The 17812-nt window shown below is 73.2% G+C and carries 14 protein-coding genes; 8 read left to right on the top strand and 6 right to left on the bottom strand.

Annotation, left to right across the window (positions count from 1 at the left end; translation table 11 throughout):
• Positions 1-103: 103 nt before the first annotated feature.
• Positions 104-754, bottom strand: coding sequence for a hypothetical protein (locus tag L3078_RS36380; RefSeq protein WP_239758177.1), 651 nt, complete (start codon positions 752-754; stop codon positions 104-106).
• 288 nt (positions 755-1042) lie between these two features.
• On the opposite strand from L3078_RS36380, the gene L3078_RS36375 reads away from it, so the two are divergent.
• From L3078_RS36375 to L3078_RS36365, 3 genes are all read left to right on the top strand, one after another.
• Positions 1043-2815 (top strand): hydroxysqualene dehydroxylase, encoded by a 1773-nt coding sequence (locus tag L3078_RS36375; RefSeq protein WP_239758176.1) that lies wholly within the window; start codon positions 1043-1045, stop codon positions 2813-2815.
• Between the two features lie 93 nt (positions 2816-2908).
• On the top strand, positions 2909-4657 hold the full coding sequence (locus L3078_RS36370; RefSeq protein WP_239758175.1) for a SulP family inorganic anion transporter: 1749 nt from the start codon (positions 2909-2911) through the stop codon (positions 4655-4657).
• Positions 4658-4731: 74 nt separating this feature from the next.
• Complete coding sequence (locus tag L3078_RS36365) at positions 4732-5517, top strand: MBL fold metallo-hydrolase (RefSeq protein ID WP_239758174.1); 786 nt, start codon at positions 4732-4734, stop codon at positions 5515-5517.
• Positions 5518-5555: 38 nt separating this feature from the next.
• Here the strand turns inward: L3078_RS36365 and L3078_RS36360 are convergent, their stop codons facing one another.
• The 3 genes from L3078_RS36360 to L3078_RS36350 form a co-directional block, all read right to left on the bottom strand.
• Positions 5556-6470: an alpha/beta hydrolase gene (locus tag L3078_RS36360; protein ID WP_239758173.1), complete on the bottom strand. Its 915-nt coding sequence runs from the start codon at positions 6468-6470 to the stop codon at positions 5556-5558.
• A gap of 160 nt (positions 6471-6630) precedes the next feature.
• A complete protein-coding gene (locus tag L3078_RS36355; RefSeq protein WP_239758172.1) occupies positions 6631-7440 on the bottom strand; it encodes a VOC family protein in 810 nt (269 codons plus the stop codon).
• A gap of 109 nt (positions 7441-7549) precedes the next feature.
• Entirely contained in the window at positions 7550-8215 is a 666-nt protein-coding gene (locus L3078_RS36350; RefSeq protein WP_239758171.1) for an SDR family NAD(P)-dependent oxidoreductase, read from the bottom strand.
• A gap of 156 nt (positions 8216-8371) precedes the next feature.
• Here L3078_RS36350 and L3078_RS36345 point away from each other — a divergent pair, with 156 nt between their 5' ends.
• The 4 genes from L3078_RS36345 (at position 8372) to L3078_RS36330 (ending at position 12833) form a co-directional block, all read left to right on the top strand.
• Complete coding sequence (locus L3078_RS36345) at positions 8372-9742, top strand: MFS transporter (RefSeq protein ID WP_239758170.1); 1371 nt, start codon at positions 8372-8374, stop codon at positions 9740-9742.
• A gap of 84 nt (positions 9743-9826) precedes the next feature.
• Entirely contained in the window at positions 9827-10717 is an 891-nt protein-coding gene (locus L3078_RS36340) for a PaaX family transcriptional regulator (RefSeq protein WP_420864137.1), read from the top strand.
• Between the two features lie 323 nt (positions 10718-11040).
• The gene (locus tag L3078_RS36335; protein WP_239758169.1) at positions 11041-11706 is read left to right on the top strand and encodes a response regulator; all 666 of its coding nucleotides are present in this window, start codon (positions 11041-11043) and stop codon (positions 11704-11706) included.
• A complete protein-coding gene (locus L3078_RS36330) occupies positions 11703-12833 on the top strand; it encodes a sensor histidine kinase (protein ID WP_239758168.1) in 1131 nt (376 codons plus the stop codon). Before L3078_RS36335 ends, L3078_RS36330 begins: the two co-directional genes overlap by 4 nt.
• A 32-nt stretch (positions 12834-12865) precedes the next feature.
• Here L3078_RS36330 and L3078_RS36325 read toward each other — a convergent pair whose 3' ends face one another.
• Complete coding sequence (locus tag L3078_RS36325; protein ID WP_338059543.1) at positions 12866-13531, bottom strand: TetR/AcrR family transcriptional regulator; 666 nt, start codon at positions 13529-13531, stop codon at positions 12866-12868.
• 204 nt (positions 13532-13735) lie between these two features.
• Here L3078_RS36325 and L3078_RS36320 point away from each other — a divergent pair, with 204 nt between their 5' ends.
• Positions 13736-15250: an MFS transporter gene (locus L3078_RS36320; RefSeq protein WP_239758167.1), complete on the top strand. Its 1515-nt coding sequence runs from the start codon at positions 13736-13738 to the stop codon at positions 15248-15250.
• Between the two features lie 22 nt (positions 15251-15272).
• Here the strand turns inward: L3078_RS36320 and L3078_RS36315 are convergent, their stop codons facing one another.
• On the bottom strand, positions 15273-17684 hold the full coding sequence (locus L3078_RS36315; RefSeq protein ID WP_239758166.1) for a SpoIIE family protein phosphatase: 2412 nt from the start codon (positions 17682-17684) through the stop codon (positions 15273-15275).
• Positions 17685-17812 lie beyond the last annotated feature (128 nt).

Here is a 17812-nt window from a genome sequence, read left to right as displayed (position 1 = left end):
GCCGGGGGGCTGATGCGTCGGGCACGCGGGTGCGGCGCCTGCCCGGGGCCGTGGAGCCGACAGAGCGTCGTCTCCGGAGGCGTCCCCGGGTGACCGGCTGTCGTCAGACGGCGACAGCGGTCCCGACCGGCGGCCCCCGGGAGGTGATCGCGTGGATGAGGAGGTAGCGCCGCGGCTCGCGGTCCGTACGGGCGCGGCGGGCGCGGACCCGCGGACGGTACGGCGGGGCGGACGGCCGCAGGACCAGGCGGAGCGGCGCGGTCAGCCAGCCGGAGAGCGCCCGCAGGATGCGGAAGGCGGCACGCTCACCGTGGGCGAGCCAGAGGCCGCAGAGCAGCGCGGCCAATAGATGGGCGGCGAGCATGCCCGTCGGGGGCAGGTCGCCCATGACGTGATGCGTCGCGTGCGCGACCCCGGCGCCCGCGTGGTCCATCGACGGCGACGAGGGCGGGGCTCCCGTCGGGTGGTCCATCGGCGCCATGGCGGGTGCGGCGCCCGTCGCCGTCTGGGCGAGCGAGAACATGACGTGGAGGGCGGCCTGGGCCGTGACCGCGGCGGAGCCGACCAGGAGCGGTCCCCGCTCCCGGGCGCCCGACCACCAGGCCGCGCCGCCGGTCGCCACCGCTCCCGCGACCATCGCCCACCAGGGCACCGGGGTGCCCGACATCATGACGTGCCCGAGGGAGGTGAGCAGCACGCAGACCGCCGCGAACACGGCGGCCCTGAGCGTGCGGGAACACCCCCCAGCGGTCATCGAGCCACATCCTCGCAGTCCTGGTCCCATGCGTCACGAGAGGGTACGTGAACGCCCCGGGCCCCCCACTCAATCCAGCCGCGGTGACACACGCCACACCGGCTGGGCCCGTGGGCACGCGATGGGAAGCGACCGTGCGCGACCGTATGCGGCCCTACGCGGCCCCCGTGGGCGGTTTCTGATGCGGCATCAAGCCAAAGTGACGCGGGCCGCGTCGGTCGCCTTCCGGGATCCGTGTGCCGCTCCTATCTTCGTACGCCAATGGTTACCGACGGTAAGGGGTGGGCGATGGGCACATGGGCCGGCACCACACGCAGAGGGTTCCTGGGTACGGCGACGGCCGCCGGTGGCGCCGTCGCCCTGGGCACCACCGGGCGCGCGGCGGCCCGGGAGGCTGCCGCCGCACCGACCGTGGCCGTCCTGGGCGGGGGTGTCGCCGGGCTCACGGCCGCGCACGAACTCGCCGAACGCGGTTTCCGGGTGACGGTCTACGAACGCAAGGCGCTCGGCGGCAAGGCCCGCAGCATGGACGTGCCGGGCAGCGGTACGGGCGGTCGTGCCCCGTTGCCCGGGGAGCACGGCTTCCGCTTCATCCCGGGGATCTATCACAACCTGCCCGACACCATGCGCCGCATCCCCTTCCCGGGCAACGCCCAGGGCGTGCACGACAATCTCGTGGCCCCCAAGGAGATGCTGTTCGCCCGGTCCGGCGGCCGGGAGGACATCAGGATCCCGCTGCCCTGGCCGGACAACAGCCCCGCCGAGCTCACCCCCGACGAGATCCGCCGCGCCGTCACCTCGGTGCTGGACACCGCCTTCCACCTCCCGCTCCACGAGGCGCTCTACTTCGCCAACCGCTTCCTGGTCTTCCTCACCAGCTGCGACGAACGCCGCGACGAGACCTGGGAGCGGACGCCGTGGTGGGAGTTCGTACGGGCCGGGCAGATGTCGTTCGACTACCAGCGGATCCTCGCCGTAGGCATCACCCGCAACATCGTGGCCACCAAGGCGGAGGAGGCCAGCACCCGGACGGTCGCCACCCTGCTGGAGGCCTTCGCCTTCAACCTGCTGGGGCGGGGCGCGGACGGCCCGCTGGACCGAATCCTGAACGCGCCCACCAACGAGGCCTGGATCGACCCGTGGGTGACACACCTGAGGTCGCTCGGCGTCGAGTTCCGGGTCGGCTGGAGCGTACGGGACCTGACGCTGGAGGGGGGCCGGATCGGCGGGGCCGTCGTGGAGGACCCGGCGGGCGCCCGGCGGACCGTCACCGCCGACCACTACATCTCGGCCATGCCGGTCGAGCACGCCCGGCGCACCTGGAACGCCGCCGTGCGCGCCGCCGATCCCCAACTGGCCGCGTGCGACCGGCTGCAGACCGACTGGATGACCGGCATCCAGTTCTATCTGACCGAACGCACGCCGATCCTGCACGGTCATCTCGACCTCATCGACTCCCCCTGGTCGCTCACCGCGATCGCGCAGGCGCAGCACTGGCCGGGCCACGACTTCCCCGCCGACTTCGGCGACGGCACGGTCGCCGACTGCCTCTCCGTAGACGTCTCCGAGTGGGACCGGCCGGGCATCCTGTACGGGAAGACCGCCAAGCAGTGCACCCGCGCCGAGGTCGCCCGCGAGGTGTGGGCGCAGCTCAAGGCCGCGCTCAACGACACCGGCCGTACGGTCCTGAAGGACTCCGTGCTGCACTCCTGGTTCCTCGACCCGGCCGTGGACGGTCTCGGCACCCCGAACCCGGTCAACGACGAGCAGTTGCTCATCCATCCGACGGGGACCTTCCACCACCGGCCACGGTCCGCCACACGGATCCCCAACCTCTTCCTGTCCGGCGACTACGTGGCCGTACCCATCGACCTGGCCACCATGGAGGGGGCCAACACCTCGGCCCGGCAGGCCGTCAACGCCCTGCTGGACCGGATCGGTTCGTCCGCCGAACGGTGCGCCGTCACCCCGCTGTACCGGGCGCCCGAGTTCGAGGCGCTCAAGCGCCACGACCGCACCCGGTTCCTCCTGCGGCTGCCGAACCTGTTCGACCTGGGCTGACAGCGCGGTCCGGCACGAGGGGCGACACCTCACCGCCCGGCGCCGGGGTCTCGCCGTTCGCGTGCCACGCTTGCCGGGACGGAAGGACGGTCTGTGACAGCCGAGCACAAGAGTCGAGGGCTCCTCTCCCGGGTGCGGGCGGTTCCCGGGGTCCGCGCGGTGGCGTCCTACCGGCGCGAGTGGCTGGTCAAGGACCTGGTCGCGGGGGTCGTCCTGACCACGCTGCTGGTGCCGCAGGGCATGGCGTACGCCGAACTGGCGGGCCTGCCGCCCATCACCGGTCTCTACACGACGGTGCTCTGCCTGCTCGGGTACGCGGTGTGCGGGCCGTCCCGGATCCTGGTGCTGGGCCCCGACTCCTCGCTCGGGCCGATGATCGCCGCCACCGTGCTGCCGCTGGCGGCGGCGGACGGGGACCCCGACCGGGCCGTCGCGCTGGCGTCGGTGCTCGCGCTCATGGTGGCGGCGATCATGATCCTGGCGTCGGTGGCGAAGCTCGGCTTCATCGCCGACCTGATCTCCAAACCGACGATGATCGGCTACATGAACGGCCTGGCCCTGACCATCCTGATCGGTCAGCTGCCCAAGCTGCTCGGCTTCAAGGTCGAGGCGGACGGTCTGATCGGCGAGTGCGCCGGCTTCTTCCGGGAGCTCGCCGACGGGGCGGCGGTACCGGCCGCCGCCGCGGTCGGCATCGGCGGGATCGTGGTGATCCTGGTCCTCCAGCGTTTCCTGCCGAAGGTCCCCGCGGTGCTCGTGATGGTGGTCCTGGCGATTGCCGCGGCCACGGCCTTCGACCTCGGCGCGCACGGCGTCAGCCTGGTCGGCGAACTGCCCGACGGTTTCCCGCCGTTCACGATCCCCGACGTCCGGCTCGCCGACCTCGGGCCGCTGCTCGGCGGGGCCCTGGGCATCGCCCTGGTGTCCCTCGCCGACACGATCTCCAACGCGTCGGCCTTCGCGGCCCGTACCGGGCAGGAGGTCCGCGGCAACCAGGAGATGGCCGGGGTCGGGGTGGCGAACCTGGCGGCCGGTCTCTTCCAGGGCTTCCCGGTCAGCACGAGCGGGTCCCGGACGGCCGTGGCGGAGCGCGCGGGAGCGAGGAGCCAGCTCACCGGGGTCGTGGGAGCGGCCCTCATCGTCCTCATGCTGCTGCTGGTTCCGGGCCTGTTCCGCCATCTGCCTCAGCCGGCGCTGGCCGCCGTGGTCATCACCGCGTCGCTCTCGCTGGCCGACGTGCCGGGGGCCGTACGGCTGTGGCGGCAGCGGCGGGAGGAGTTCCTGCTCTGCCTCGCCGCCTTCCTGGGCGTGGCGCTGCTCGGCGTCCTGTCCGGCATCGCCGTCGCCGTGGGCCTGTCCGTCCTCAATGTCTTCCGGCGCGCCTGGTGGCCGTACAACACCGTGCTGGGGCGGGTGCGGGACCTGGAGGGCTACCACGACGTCCGCTCCTACCCGCAGGCCCGGCAGCTGCCGGGCCTGGTGATCTACCGGTTCGACGCCCCGCTCTTCTTCGCCAACGCCAAGGCCTTCCGCGACGAGGTCCAGCGCCTGGCCTCGGCCGAGCCGCGGCCGAGCTGGATCGTGATCGCGGCGGAGCCGATGACCGACGTCGACACCACCGCCGCCGACGTCCTGGAGGAGCTCGACGAACAACTCAACGCCCGGGACGTCCATCTGGTGTTCGCCGAGCTCAAGGATCCCGTACGACGCAAGATCGAGCGGTACGGCCTGACCCGCACCATCGACCCCCGGCACTTCTTCCCCACCGTGGAGGCGGCCGTCGCCGCGTTCCGTCTCCGCACCGGAGCGGACTGGGCTCCGCCACCCACCGAGCAGCGCTGAAGCCGGGGTCCGGGCCCGGTGCCGGCCGTACGCTGTGCGCCAGGTCTCCCCGACACCCGTAAGGCGGTACTGCCGTGAAGGTGCACCACCTCAACTGCGGGACCATGCTCCCGCTCACCGGCGCGCTGGTCTGCCACGTCCTGCTCGTCGAGGCGCCGGGGGGACTGGTGCTGGTGGACTCCGGGCTGGGGCTGCGTGACATCGCCGAGCCCGGGCGCCGGGTGGGGTACTCCCGGCATCTGATCAGGCCCGTGCTCCGGGCCGAGGAGACTGCCGCGCGTCAGGTCGAGGCCCTCGGGTTCCGGCGGGACGACGTACGGCACATCGTCGTCACGCACTTCGACTTCGACCACATCGGCGGCGTGGCCGACTTCCCCCAGGCCCAGGTCCACACGACCGCGGCCGAGGCCCTGGCGGCCATGGTCTCCCCGTCCCGGCGGGAACGGTCCCGGTACCGGTCGGCGCAGTGGGCCCACGGACCGAAGATCGTCGAGCACACTCCGGACGGCGAGGCGTGGCGCGGATTCGCCGCCGCCAAGGAACTCGACGGCGTCGCCCCGGGAATCGCCCTGGTGTCCCTGCCGGGGCACACCCGCGGCCACGCCTGCGTCGCGGTCGACACCGGAAGCGGCTGGATCCTGCACGCCGGCGACGCCTTCTTCCACCGCGGCACGCTCGACGGACGCTCCCCCGTCCCGCGTGCGCTGCGCACCGTGGAGAGCCTGCTGGCGCACGACCTGAAGCAGGTGCGCGCCAACCACGCCCGCCTCGCCGAACTGCACCGCCGCGCCGACGCCGATCTGACCGTCGTCAACGCCCACGACCCCGTCCTGTACGAACGCGCCCGCACCGCACGCTGACCAGTCGGCCGCCCGCGCCGCCCCGGGGGCTCCTGCCGTCAAGCCGCCGCGTCGGGGACCGTCGCGTCGAAGGCCGTGCGCAGGGAGGTGGCCATCAGGTCGATCGCCTCCTTGCCGGCCGGCACCGGGCCGGTGTGGGTGAAGTAGTGGTCGACGCCCTCGAAGACGCGGTGGGTGACCGGGACCCCGGCGGCCGCCAGGGCCTCGGCGTAGGCGTCGCCCTCGTCGCGCAGGCGGTCGTTCTCGGCGGTGATGACGAGGGCGGGCGCCAGTCCGGAGAGGTCGTCGACGAGGCCGGGTGAGGCCAAGGGGTTGGCGAGGTCGGCCGGATTCGGGACGTAGGCGGCGGTGAAGATGCGCATGAGCCCCGGGGTGAGCAGCGGCTTGGCGATGCGGGACCGCTTGGTGGCCGGGTCGGCGACCTGGTCGAGCAGCGCGGAGTCGATGATCTGCAGACGCGGGGTGAAGGTGCCCCGGGCGCGGGCCGTCTGGCAGACCACGGCGGTCAGGTTGGCGCCCGCGCTGTGTCCGCCGACGGCGACCCGCGAGCCGTCCCAGCCCTGGGCCTCGCCGTTCTCCACGACCCACGCGACGACGTCGTAGGCCTGGGTGACGGCGGTGGGGAAGACGCGCTGCGGGGCGACGGCGTAGTCCACGTTGACGACGACGCAGCCGGCCGTCGCGGCGATGTAGCGGCAGATGTGGTCGTCCTGCTCGGGGCGGGCCACGATGAAGCCGCCGCCGTGGAAGTTGACGTAGACGGGAGCCGGGGTAGCGGCAGTGGTCGGCGGGCGGTAGACGGTGCAGTCGACCGGGCCGGCGCCGGTCTCCACCCGAAGGGCTTCCGTCCGCTTCGGGACGTCGGTGAAGCGCAGGTCCTGGTGGACGCGGGACATGACGCCGCTGAGCAGCAGCTGGACCCCTCTGGCCTGGATTCTGGCACCGAACGACATTGATCGCACCCGCCCATCGTTCCAACATTGAAATAACAGGATTCCTGTTGGTGGGATGATGGACGCTGTTCCCGTTTTCCGCAACGGTGAGCACGCCACCGTCCCGGGGACGGTGGCGTGAGGAGGTACGTGGGAGGGGTGCGGGCGGGGTGCGGGCGGGTCAGCTCTCGGCGGCGAGGACGACGAAGTCGGCGTCCGACGGGTCGAGGCAGACGGCCAGCCGCCCGACGCCCGGCGCGTCCTCGGGGCCCATCTGCACACTGCCGCCGTTCCCGGTGACCGCCGCCACGGCCGCGTCACAGTCGGTGACGGCGAAGACGGGGTGCCAGTACGGCCGTCCGCCGTTCAGGCTGAGGTCCTCGGCGCGGAGCTGCATCAGGCCGCCCTGCATCCGCTCCTCGGGGAGCCCGGCGGGGGTGACGAGCGTGTACGAGCCCCCGTCGCCCGGCATCGGCATCTCGCCGAACTGCCAGCCGAGCACGCCGCCGTAGAACTCCTTGGCGGCCGCGACGTCGGTCGTGTAGAGCTCGGTCCAGGACAGCGAGCCGGGCTCGTCCGCGAGTTCGAAGCCGGCGTTCGTCCCCGGCTGCCAGACGGCGAACTGGCCGCCGAGCGGATCGCTGTACTGCGCCATCCGCCCCCAGTCGCCCAGGTCCCTCGACGGCACCCGCACCGTGCCGCCGGCGCCCTCGACGGCCCGCGTCGTGGCGTCCGCGTCGGTGACGGTGTAGTAGATCATCCAGGCCGAGCGCGCGCCCTGTTCGGTGAGTTCGCCGAGCCCGCCGACGACCTTGCCGTCCTTGCGGAAGACTCCGCCCGAGCCCTCCGCCTCCTCCCCCTCGGCCTCGCCGCCCATGGGCTCGTACTCCCAGCCCAGCACCGCCCGGTAGAAGGCCGCCGCGGCCGGGATGTCGCGCACGCCGAGGTCCAGCCAGCAGGGGGAGCCGGGCTTCAGGTCAGTGGTGATCACGGGATTCCCCTTCGCGTTCTCGGTGCCTGTGCCTGTACCTGTACCTGTGCCTTCAGCCTGACACCGCGCGCGGACGCCCGCGCGCCGACTGTACCGACCGTGCCGACCGTCAGGCGTCGAGGTCGTCGGCGAAGTGCCGGAAGCCGTGGCGGTCGCGGTGGATGCCCCAGAGGGTGTCGGCGAGGACGGCCGGATCCTTGCGCGGGTGCCCGGGGACGATCGCGCCGGGCACCACCAGCTGCGCGACATGGACGCCCTCGGCCCCGAGGGTGTCGTGCAGCAGGTGGCCGTAGGCGCTCTCGGCGGCGAACGCGATGGACGTCCCGGCCCGGTCGGGGTGCGGGACCACGGCCGTGCCGCCGTTGACGAACAGGATCGTGCCGCGGCCGAGGGCGCGCATACCGGGCAGCACCTGCCGTACGGCGGCGACCGCGCCGTAGACGGAGAACTCGATCGGGCCGACCAGGTCGGTGTGGCTCGTCTCCAGCACGGGCCGCATGAAGTCCGGGTGCGGCAGCGGGCTGTACTGGAGGACCTCGATCGGACCCAGCGCCGCGTGCGCCGCGTCCAGCGCGGCGGTCAGGGCCCGCGGGTCACGTACGTCGGCGGCGAACCCCTGCGCGGTGACGCCTTCGTCGGCCAGTTCGGCGGCGAGTGCCTTCGTTCGCTCCGGGTCCCGGGCGACCAGCGCCACGGCGAACCCCTCACGGCCGAAGCGACGGGCGACGGCCGCGCCGAGACCCGGCCCGGCTCCGATGACGGCGATGGTGGTCATGGCTTGTGTGCCTCCCTGACGGAACGGGCTCGACGGTCCCCACGGTTGTTGACGGACCCCACTGTCCCCGAGCTGTCAATGTTGTGCACTTTCTTGACGACGATCAGACAAGCACCTAAGTTCGCGGTGTCCTTCCCCCGGCCCAGGGAGACCGCGATGCCCTCGTCCCCCGTCGCTTCACCACCCCCGAACTCCGCACAGGCCGAACAGACCGAACGCACGCGTCAGTTGCGTCGCGTGGCGCTGTCCGGACTGCTCGGCACCGCTGTCGAGTTCTACGACTTCCTCGTCTACGGAACGGTCGCCGCGCTGGTGTTCGGGGAGCTGTTCTTCCCCGGCGCGGATCCGGCCGTGGGCACGATCGCCGCGTTCGGCACGTTCGCCGCCGGGTATGTCGCCCGTCCGCTGGGCGGGATCGTGTTCGGGCACTTCGGCGACCGGCTGGGCCGTAAGTCGATGCTGCTGCTGACGATGGGTCTGATGGGCGGCGCGAGCTTCCTCATCGGTCTGCTGCCCACCTACGACACCATCGGCGTGTGGGCGCCCGTGCTGCTGATCACCCTGCGGGTGGTGCAGGGCGTCGCCATCGGCGGTGAGTGGGGCGGGGCCACGCTGATGGTCGTCGAACACGCCGGTGAGCGGCGGCGCGGCCTGTGGTCGAGCTTCACGCAGATGGGAGCGCCGCTGGGCTCCCTGCTGTCCTCGCTGGTCGTGACGCTCGTGGTGGCCATGCCCAGGGACCAGTTCGCGGCGTGGGGATGGCGGGTGCCGTTCCTGCTGAGCGTGGTGCTGCTGGGCGTCGGGCTCTTCGTCCGCCTCAAGGTCGTGGAGAGCCCCCTCTTCACCAAGGTCAAGAAGGACCGGGCGGAGGCCCGGATGCCGATCGTCGACGTGCTGCGCCGGCCGCGCGCGCTGGTGCTGGCGGCGTGTGTGGGGATCGGCGCGTTCACCGCGCAGTCGCTGCTGACCAGTTATCTGATCGCGTACGCGACGGGGATCGGCTATCCCCGGCCGCAGGTGCTCACGGCGTTGACGGTGTCCGCGGCGGTGGCGCTGGTGGTGCTGCCGTGCGCGTCGGCGCTGTCCGACCGTGTCGGGCGCCGCCCGGTGGTCCTGGCCGGTGCCGTCGCCTCTGCCGCCCTCGCCTTCCCGGTCCTGGCACTGGTGGACTCCCGCTCGCCGGGGCTGCTGATCCTCGCGGTCGTGCTGGGGCACGGCATCGCCCAGTCGGTGATGTACGGGCCGCTGGGGGCGCTGCTGACCGAGATGTTCGGCACGCGGGTCCGCTACACCGGGGCCTCGCTGGGCTATCAGCTCGCCACGCTGATCGGGGCGGGGTTCTCCCCGATGATCGCCGGGAGCCTGGTCGCGGCGAACGGGGGTTCCGGGACGCCGGTCGCCCTGCTGATCTGCGGGGGTGCCGCGATCACGGCGGTGACCGTGTGGTTCGTACGCGAGACGCACCGGGAGTCCCTGGGCGAGGCGACGGTCGCCGAGGACGCCGTGAAGGAAGGGGTGGCGTCCTAGAAGGTGGCGCTTCTCGTGCGGTTCCCCGCACCCCTTCCGGGGCGCGGGGAACCACGTACGGCGGGCGGTCGTACGCTTGCCCCCGTGGAGGACTACGACATCCTGGACACCCCGGACAGCGGCACCCCCGACGGCGACGCCTCGGACGGCCCGCAGCCGCGCCCGCAGTCGCTCATGCTCGCCTTCTTCGGCAACCACGTGCTGGAGGAGGGCGACGGTGATCTGTGCGTGTACTCGGGCAGCATCATCGACGTGCTCGGCCGCGTCGGCGTCGGTGAACAGGCCGTACGTTCCACCCTGACCCGGATGGTCAACCGCGGTCTGCTGCGGCGCCAACGCGAGGGCCGCAAGATGTACTTCGGCCTCAGCCCGCAGGCGTCGCGCGTCCTGTGGGACGGCCACACCCGCATCTGGGAGCAGGGCGCGGTCAACGACGACTGGGACGGCACCTGGACCCTCCTCGGCTTCTCCCTCCCCGACTCCTGGAAACGCCAGCGGCACGACCTGCGTTCGCGGCTGACCTGGTCCGGGTTCGGCGCCCTCTACAGCGGGCTCTGGATCGCTCCCGGGAACGTCGACATCGCCGGCGTCGTCGCCGAGCTCGGGCTCACCGACCACGTCAAGATCTTCCACGCCCAGGCGGACGTGGCCACCGACATCGAGCTGATGATCCGCGACACCTGGGACCTGGAGAGCATCGCCGCCCGCTACGTCACCTTCGACAAACGCTGGACGGCCCTCCTGGGATCGGGGGCCGGCCCGGGCGGCGATCCGATCGGCACCCGGCTGCGGCTGGTCAGTGAGTGGCTGTGGACCATCCGCACCGACCCCCGGCTCCCCGCCCGGCACCTCCCGTCCGACTGGCCCGCCCGCCCGGCCGAGGAGACCTTCCGCCACCTCGCCGAACTGACGGCCACCCCGGCCCGGCGGACAGCCGTCGAGCTGCTCGACACGGTGCCGCTGCGCCGGGACTGACCGGCCCGCCTCCGCGAGCCACCGGGACCACCGGGACGCCCACGGAGGCCACCGAAAGCCACCGGTCGGCGGATCCGTAGCGGCGGCTCGGCTCGGCCTCGCAGAGCCCCGGAGAGCCGCAGCCCCTCCTGTCGTCCGCCCCGGCGTCGGCCCCGCTCTCCCCCCGTACGGCTGGAACGCTCCCCCCGAGTGGCGGGAGTGTGGGGCCCGGTCGTCGTTCGGGGGCGGTGCCGCTCTACGGTCGGAGGGGTGGCAGTGGACGGTGAGGTGCGGGCGGCGGCGCGCGCACGGGACGACGAGGCGGGACGCGTGTGATCCGGGTGATGGTGGTCGACGACGAGGCCCTGGTGCGGTCCGGCTTCAAGCTGATCCTGAGCGCGGCGCAGGACATCGAGGTCGTCGCGACGGCGACGGGCGCGGACGCGGTCGAGACCGTGCGGCGGGAGGCGCCGGACGTGGTGCTGCTCGACATCCGGATGCCGGACGTCGACGGCCTGACCGTGCTGCGGGAACTGCGCGCGCTGCCGGAACCGCCGGTGGTGGCGATGCTGACGACGTTCGACGCCGACGAGTACATCCTCACCGCGCTGCGGTCCGGCGCGGCCGGCTTCCTGCTCAAGGACACCGAGCCCGAGCAACTCGCCCAGCTGGTGCGGACGTTGACGGCCGGCGGGGTGGTGATGTCACCGAAGGCCTCCCGGGCCGTCTGGCAGAGCCACCCCGGGGGCCAGGCAGTCGACGACCTGGAGGCCGCCCGTGTGGGACGGCTCACCGGACGCGAGCGGGAGGTGCTCGTGTTGATCGCGGAGGGTCTGTCGAACGCCGACATCGGTGCCCGTGTCCACCTCAGCGCGGGCACGGTGAAAGATCATGTCAGCGCGATCCTCGGCAAGTTGCGGGTGAGCAGCCGGGTGCAGGCCGCGCTGCTCGCACAGCGGGCCGGGCTGCTCGACGGCGGCTCGCGGTGCTCGCCGGAGGCGGGCCGATGACCTCGCGGAGACCGGGGGCGTGGTGGGCCCGGGTGCCGGAGCCGGTGGTGGACGCCGCGGTCGTCGCGATCGCGGTCGTCGACCTCGTGCTCAACCTGTGGGACGCCTCGCCCCTCGCCACGGCGATCGCGGCCGGGGGCTGTGCCGCCCTCGCGCTGCGTCGGCGGTTCCCGCTCGCGGTCTTCGCGTGCACGCTGCCGGCCGCCCTGTTGCTGGAGGTCATGTTCGCCCCGTTCGCGGCCCTGTTCACCCTGGCGGAACGGTCACGCGACCGCCGTCTGCTCGGCATGTGCGCCGTGCTGTTCGCGCTCGCCTCCGCCACCCCCTGGCCGCTGAACGACGTCAGCTCGCACGACCGCAACTGGACGGTCGTGTTCTTCTTCTACCAACTCGCCACCGCCGCCGCCCCCGTCCTGCTGGGCCAACTCGTGCAGGCGCGGCGGGACCTGGCGGGCCGGCTGGTCGAGATCGAGGACGCGCGGGAACACGAGCGGCTGTTGCACTCGCAGGCCGTGCTCGCCCGCGAACGCGCCCAGCTGGCCCGTGAGATGCACGACGTCGTCTCCCACCAGGTCAGCCTGATCGCCGTGCAGGCCGGCGCGCTGCAGGTCGCCGCCCGGGACCCGGAGGCCAAGGAGGGCGCCCGCACCATCCGTTCCCTCAGCGTCGACACGCTCGACGAACTGCGCCACATGGTGACCCTGCTGCGCGCCTCCGGCGGCCGGGCCACGGAACTCACGCCGCAGCCCACCCTGGCCGACCTCCACCGGCTGGTCACCACCAGCGGGATCGAGACCGACCTGACGGGTGAACTCCCGCCGGACATCGGCACCCCCGCCCAGCGCGCCGTCTACCGCACGGTGCAGGAGGCCCTCACCAACGTCCGCAAGCACGCCCCGGGCGCCACCGCCACCGTACGGCTGTGGTGTGCCGACGACGGCGCGTCCTTCGGTGCCACCGTCACCAACACTCCCGCCGTCCGCCCTTCCCTGCCGCTCCCCGGTTCCCGGCAGGGCCTCGTCGGGCTGCGGGAACGCGCCGAACTCCTCGGCGGCACCCTGGAGTCGGGCCCGACGGCCGACGGCGGCTGGGAGGTGGAGCTGCGGATCCCGGCCCACGCGGAGTGACCTCCCGGGGCCCCGGCAGGACGGCCCCGGACTCAGGAGCGCCCCTTCCCGCCCGTCCCGAGCAACCCGTCGAGCACGAGCGACGCCAGTGACTCCGCCGTGGCGGCGATCCGTTCGGGAGAGGAGGCGTCGGTGCGGCCGAGGCGGCGGGCGAGGGGCACGTCGAGCATGCCGGAGACCGTCGGGACGACGGCGAAGAACAGCACGTCCATCGGGACGGGGGCCATCCGTCCGGCGGCGACGAGACGATCGACGCAGGACGCCATCTCGCCCACGACGACACCGATGTAGTTGTCGTAGAGGTAGTCCAACCGCTCGGTGTCCTGGTTGAGTTCGTCGACGAAGAGACGGCCGACCAGGGGGGTGTCGGCGGCGGTCCGGTAGAAGGCGGTGATCAGCCGCCGCAGGTTCTCCTCGTCGTCGAGCGAGGGGTCGGACGCGGGCATACGGGCCACCTGCGCCCCCAGGGCGGAGTCCACCACCGCGCGCCAGAACGCGGCCTTGGAGCCGTAGCGGTCGTTGATGAAGTTGTGGCTGACGCCCAGGCGGCGGGCGAGTTCGCGGGCGGACGCCCGGTCGTAGCCCAGCTCGGCGAAGGCCTCCAGGCCGCGCCGGAGGATGCTCTCCTCCTCCGGCAGGGCGGGAGTGTCCGCGCCGGGACGTCCCGGCCGACGGGCGGATTCGGCTCGTGCTCCCACGCTTGTCTCCATCGCTCGGGCGCCTGCCCGTAGGCGGTGCGGGTGGTCCGCGCCCATTTTAGGGACCCACGGGCCCGTTATTTGACACCTGTCAGATTACCGTTAATCTGACAGGTGTCAGAGCGGGTCGTCGCCCCGCTCGCCCGCCGTGGCTTCCCGCAACGCCGCGGCTTCCCGAACCCTCGCCTCCTCAGGAGTTCCGTCATGCCTCGAACCGTCTCCGGCACCCGGACCGGCACGTCCGGACCCCCGCCGCCCCCGGCGACCGTCGACCCGCCGCACCGCCACCGCTGGTGGATCCTCGCCGTCATCGGCCTGGCCCAGCTGATGGTGGTGCTGGACGCCACGATCGTGAACATCGCGCTGCCCTCGGCCCAGCAGGACCTGGGCTTCTCGGACGGCGACCGGCAGTGGATCGTCACCGCCTACGCCCTCGCCTTCGGCAGCCTGCTGCTGCTCGGGGGCCGCGCGGCGGACCTGTTCGGCCGCAAGCCGACCTTCCTGGTGGGGCTGGTGGGCTTCGCCGTCGCCTCCGCCGTCGGCGGCGCGGCCGGCAGCTTCGAGATGCTCGTCGCCGCCCGGGCGGGCCAGGGCCTCTTCGGGGCGCTGCTCGCCCCGGCCGCCCTGTCGCTGCTGACCACGACGTTCACCGACCCCAGGGAGCGCGGCAGGGCCTTCGGTGTCTACGGCGCGATCGCGGGCGCCGGCGGTGCCGTCGGCCTGCTGCTCGGGGGCGTCCTGACCGAGCACCTCGACTGGCGCTGGACCCTGTACGTCAACCTCGTCTTCGCCGCGGCGGCCTTCGTCGGCGGGCTGGTCCTGCTCGGCCGCGGCAGCCGCGACAGGACCGCCAGGATCGACGTACCCGGCGCGGTCCTGGTCTCCGCCGGACTGTTCTGCCTGGTCTACGGCTTCTCCAACGCCGAGAGCCACGACTGGGACGCCCCGGCCACCTGGGGCTTCCTGCTCGCCGGGGCGGTCCTGCTGGCCGCGTTCACGGTGTGGCAGACCCGCTCGCCGCATCCGCTGCTGCCCCTGCGCGTCCTGCTCGACCGGAACCGCGGCGCGTCGTTCGTCTCCGTGCTGATCATCGGCGCCGGCATGTTCGGTGTCTTCCTCTTCCTCACCTACTACCTGCAGCAGAGCCTCGGCTACACGCCCATCGAGACCGGTCTGGCCTTCTTGCCCATGATCGCCGGGCTGATGCTGACCTCGACGCTCGCGTCCACGGTGCTCGTACCGCGCCTCGGCCCCAAGCCGGTGGTCCCGCTGGGCATGGGCATGGCCGCCGCCGCGATGGCCTGGCTGACCGCCCTCGATCTGCACAGCTCGTACACCACCGACATCCTGCCGCCGCTGGTCCTCGCCGGACTCGGCTTCGGGCTGATCATGGCCCCCGCGATGAGTCTGGCCACGGACGGGGTGGCCGCCGAGGACGCGGGTGTCGCCTCCGCCGCCGTCAACACCATGCAGCAGGTCGGCGGCTCCCTCGGCACCGCCCTGCTCAACACCCTCTCCACCAGCGCCGCCGCGGAGTATCTGGTCGGCCGGAACCCGAAGGACCCCGCCGTCGTCGCCCAGGCCGGTCTGGAGGCCTACTCGACCGCGTACTGGTGGTCCGCCCTCTTCTTCGTGGCCGGTGTCGTCGTCAGCTTCCTGCTCTACCGGCGCGGCGCCCCCGTCCACGACCCCGACGCCGCCCCCGTGGTCCACATGTGACCCGACGACTGACCGCACGCCGCTAGAGGGCGGCCGCCTCCGGGAGGGCGAGGTCGGCGGAGTCGTGCAGTTCGGCCCAGACCGTCTTGCCCTGGCGGGCGCGGCGGGTGCCCCAGTGCTCGGCGAGCTGGGCGACCAGGAGGAGGCCTCGGCCGCCTTCGTCGTAGCCCCGGGCGCGGCGCAGGTGGGGGGTGGTGCCGCCGGAGTCGGAGACCTCGCAGATCAGGGTGCGGTCGTGGATGAGCCGCAGCCGGACGGGGGGCCGGCCGTAGCGGATGGCGTTGGTGACGAGTTCGCTGACCACCAGCTCGGCGGTGAACTCCAGCTCCGCGAGGCCCCACGCGGCCAGCTGCCGGGTGACGTACGCCCTGGCCCGCGCGACGGCGGCGGGTTCGGCCTCCAGCTCCCAGGTGGCGACCTGGGTCGCGCCGAGGGCGTGGGTCCGGGCCAGGAGCAGGGCCACGTCGTCGGGTGGCGTGGCCGGGAGCAGCGCTTCGAGGACGGCGTCGCAGGTGGCCTCCAGAGAGGGCGCCGGCCGGGCCAGGGCGGCGCGCAGCCGGGCCAGGCCCGCGCCGATGTCGTGGTCCCGCGCCTCGATCAGACCGTCGGTGTAGAGCGCGAGCAGACTGCCCTCCGGCAGCTCGAACTCCGCCGCCTCGAACGGCAGCCCGCCCAGACCGAGCGGCGGGCCCGGCGGCAGCTCCAGGATGTCGACGGTGCCGTCCCGGCCGACGACGGCCGGCAGCACATGCCCCGCGCGCGCGAGGGTGCAGCGGCGCGACACGGGGTCGTACACGGCGTAGAGGCAGGTGGCCCCGATGTCCCCGCCCCCGGCATCGGCGACGGCGGTCGCGTCGGCCACGGCGGTCGCGGCGGTGGCGGTGGCGGCCCCCTCGTCGCCCGCGTCGCCCTTGCCGTCCCTGTCGTCCGCGTCGCCCGCGTCGCCCGCGTCGCCCGCGTCGTCCTCCTCCACCTCGGCGGCGAGGCGGAGCACGACGTCGTCCAGGTGGGTGAGGAGTTCGTCGGGCGGCAGATCGATGTCGGCCAGGGTGCGTACGGCGGTCCTGAGGCGCCCCATGGTGGCGGCGGCGTGGATGCCGTGCCCCACGACGTCGCCCACGACGAGGGCGACCCTGGCTCCCGAGAGGGGGATGACGTCGTACCAGTCGCCGCCCACACCACCCTGGGCGTCAGCGGGGAGGTAGCGGAAGGCGACGTCGACGGCGGACTGCCGCGGGGTGCGGCGCGGGAGCAGACTCCGCTGCAGGGTGAGGGCGGTGGCGCGGGCGTGGGTGTAGCGGCGGGCGTTGTCGACGGCGATCGCCGCCCTCGCCGTGATCTCCTGTGCGAGCAGCAGATCCTCGTCGTCGAACGCGTCGGGATCGCGGTCCCGGCAGAATTGGGCGACACCGAGCGTGGCCCCCCGCGCCCGCAACGGCACCACCAGCGTGGAGTGCACCGGCCGCCCACCGCCACGGCCGCCGTCCACGGCACGCCCGGCGACTTCGCCTTCGGCCCGCCCGCCGCTGCCCCCGCGACCGCCCCTGTCGGCCATGCCCCGGCCCTCGCCTCCGGCCCCGGCGCACCCGCCGCCCGCGGGCTCGGCGGCCGCGTACGGCCCCCGGCTGCCGCCGTCGAGGCGGTGTCTGGTGGGCTGGCCCGTGGCCAGGGCGCGGGCCTGCGGGGAGCCGGGCGGGAAGGTGTGGGGCAGCCGGGGCGTGGGCGCGGCGTCCGCGCCGGGGCGGGCGGCCGACCGCTGCGCGACCCGGTGGAGCACGGGCGACCTCGGCGGGTCGTCCGGCGGTGTCTCCTGGGCGCCGCCGAGCGCGGAGTCCAGCAGGTCGACGGTGACGAGGTCGGCGAAGTGCTCGGTGGCGAAGTCGGCCAGTTCCTGCGTGGTGCGGGCGATGTCCAGCGTGGTGCCGATGCGGACGCTCGACTCGTTCACCATGGACAGCCGCCAGCGCAGTCGCCGGTCCCGCTCCTCCTCGTAGGCCACGACGCCCTGCTCGGAGGCGCGGTCCAGGTATCCGGTCGCCGACGCGATCAGGCTGCGCGCGGCCTCGCTGATCAGGGCGGCGTCGTCGGTGCACCGGGGCATCTCCGCCAGCAGGTGGTCGAGGATGATGCCCTGGGCGAGCCGGAAGGCCCGCAGCACCGTGCTCACGGGGATCCCGTGCCGGGCGACACGGCGTACCCGCTCCAGTCCGGCGGACGGTGCCTCGATGCCACCCGGTGCGACGCCGTACCGCAGCGCGGACAGTCCCGCGACGACGTGCTCGGCGACGTTGTCCACGGTCATGGCGTCGGGGTGCGCCCACAGTTCGGGCATCTCGCGGCGCAGGCATCGCTCCACCTCGGCGGTCAGCTCGTCCGCTCGGGGGACGAGCTCACGCGCGACACGGGCCACGAGACCGTCAGCCGTGGAGTCCACAGTCACGACGGTACGCCGAACACCCGCCGACACCCCACCGCGAGCCGGCCCGCCCCGTCCGGTCCGCCGCCCCTGCCACCCCGCCCGGTCCGCCGGTTCCGCCGCCCCACCCGGTCCGCCGCTCCCGC

The organism is Streptomyces deccanensis (assembly GCF_022385335.1).
Classification (GTDB): domain Bacteria; phylum Actinomycetota; class Actinomycetes; order Streptomycetales; family Streptomycetaceae; genus Streptomyces; species Streptomyces deccanensis.
The sequence above is the reverse complement of the archived record's forward strand: the minus strand, read 5'-3'. Positions and strand labels throughout refer to the sequence as shown.

What these genes read in the sequence shown, in the direction of transcription:
- L3078_RS36375 (WP_239758176.1), top strand. Translation starts at nt 1,043, where the DNA reads ATGGGCACATGGGCCGGCACCACACGCAGAGGGTTCCTGGGTACGGCG.
- L3078_RS36335 (WP_239758169.1), top strand. Translation starts at nt 11,041, where the DNA reads ATGGTGGTCGACGACGAGGCCCTGGTGCGGTCCGGCTTCAAGCTGATC.
- L3078_RS36330 (WP_239758168.1), top strand. Translation starts at nt 11,703, where the DNA reads ATGACCTCGCGGAGACCGGGGGCGTGGTGGGCCCGGGTGCCGGAGCCG.
- L3078_RS36360 (WP_239758173.1), bottom strand. Translation starts at nt 6,470, where the DNA reads ATGTCGTTCGGTGCCAGAATCCAGGCCAGAGGGGTCCAGCTGCTGCTC.
- L3078_RS36380 (WP_239758177.1), bottom strand. Translation starts at nt 754, where the DNA reads ATGACCGCTGGGGGGTGTTCCCGCACGCTCAGGGCCGCCGTGTTCGCG.
- L3078_RS36350 (WP_239758171.1), bottom strand. Translation starts at nt 8,215, where the DNA reads ATGACCACCATCGCCGTCATCGGAGCCGGGCCGGGTCTCGGCGCGGCC.
- L3078_RS36345 (WP_239758170.1), top strand. Translation starts at nt 8,372, where the DNA reads ATGCCCTCGTCCCCCGTCGCTTCACCACCCCCGAACTCCGCACAGGCC.
- L3078_RS36320 (WP_239758167.1), top strand. Translation starts at nt 13,736, where the DNA reads ATGCCTCGAACCGTCTCCGGCACCCGGACCGGCACGTCCGGACCCCCG.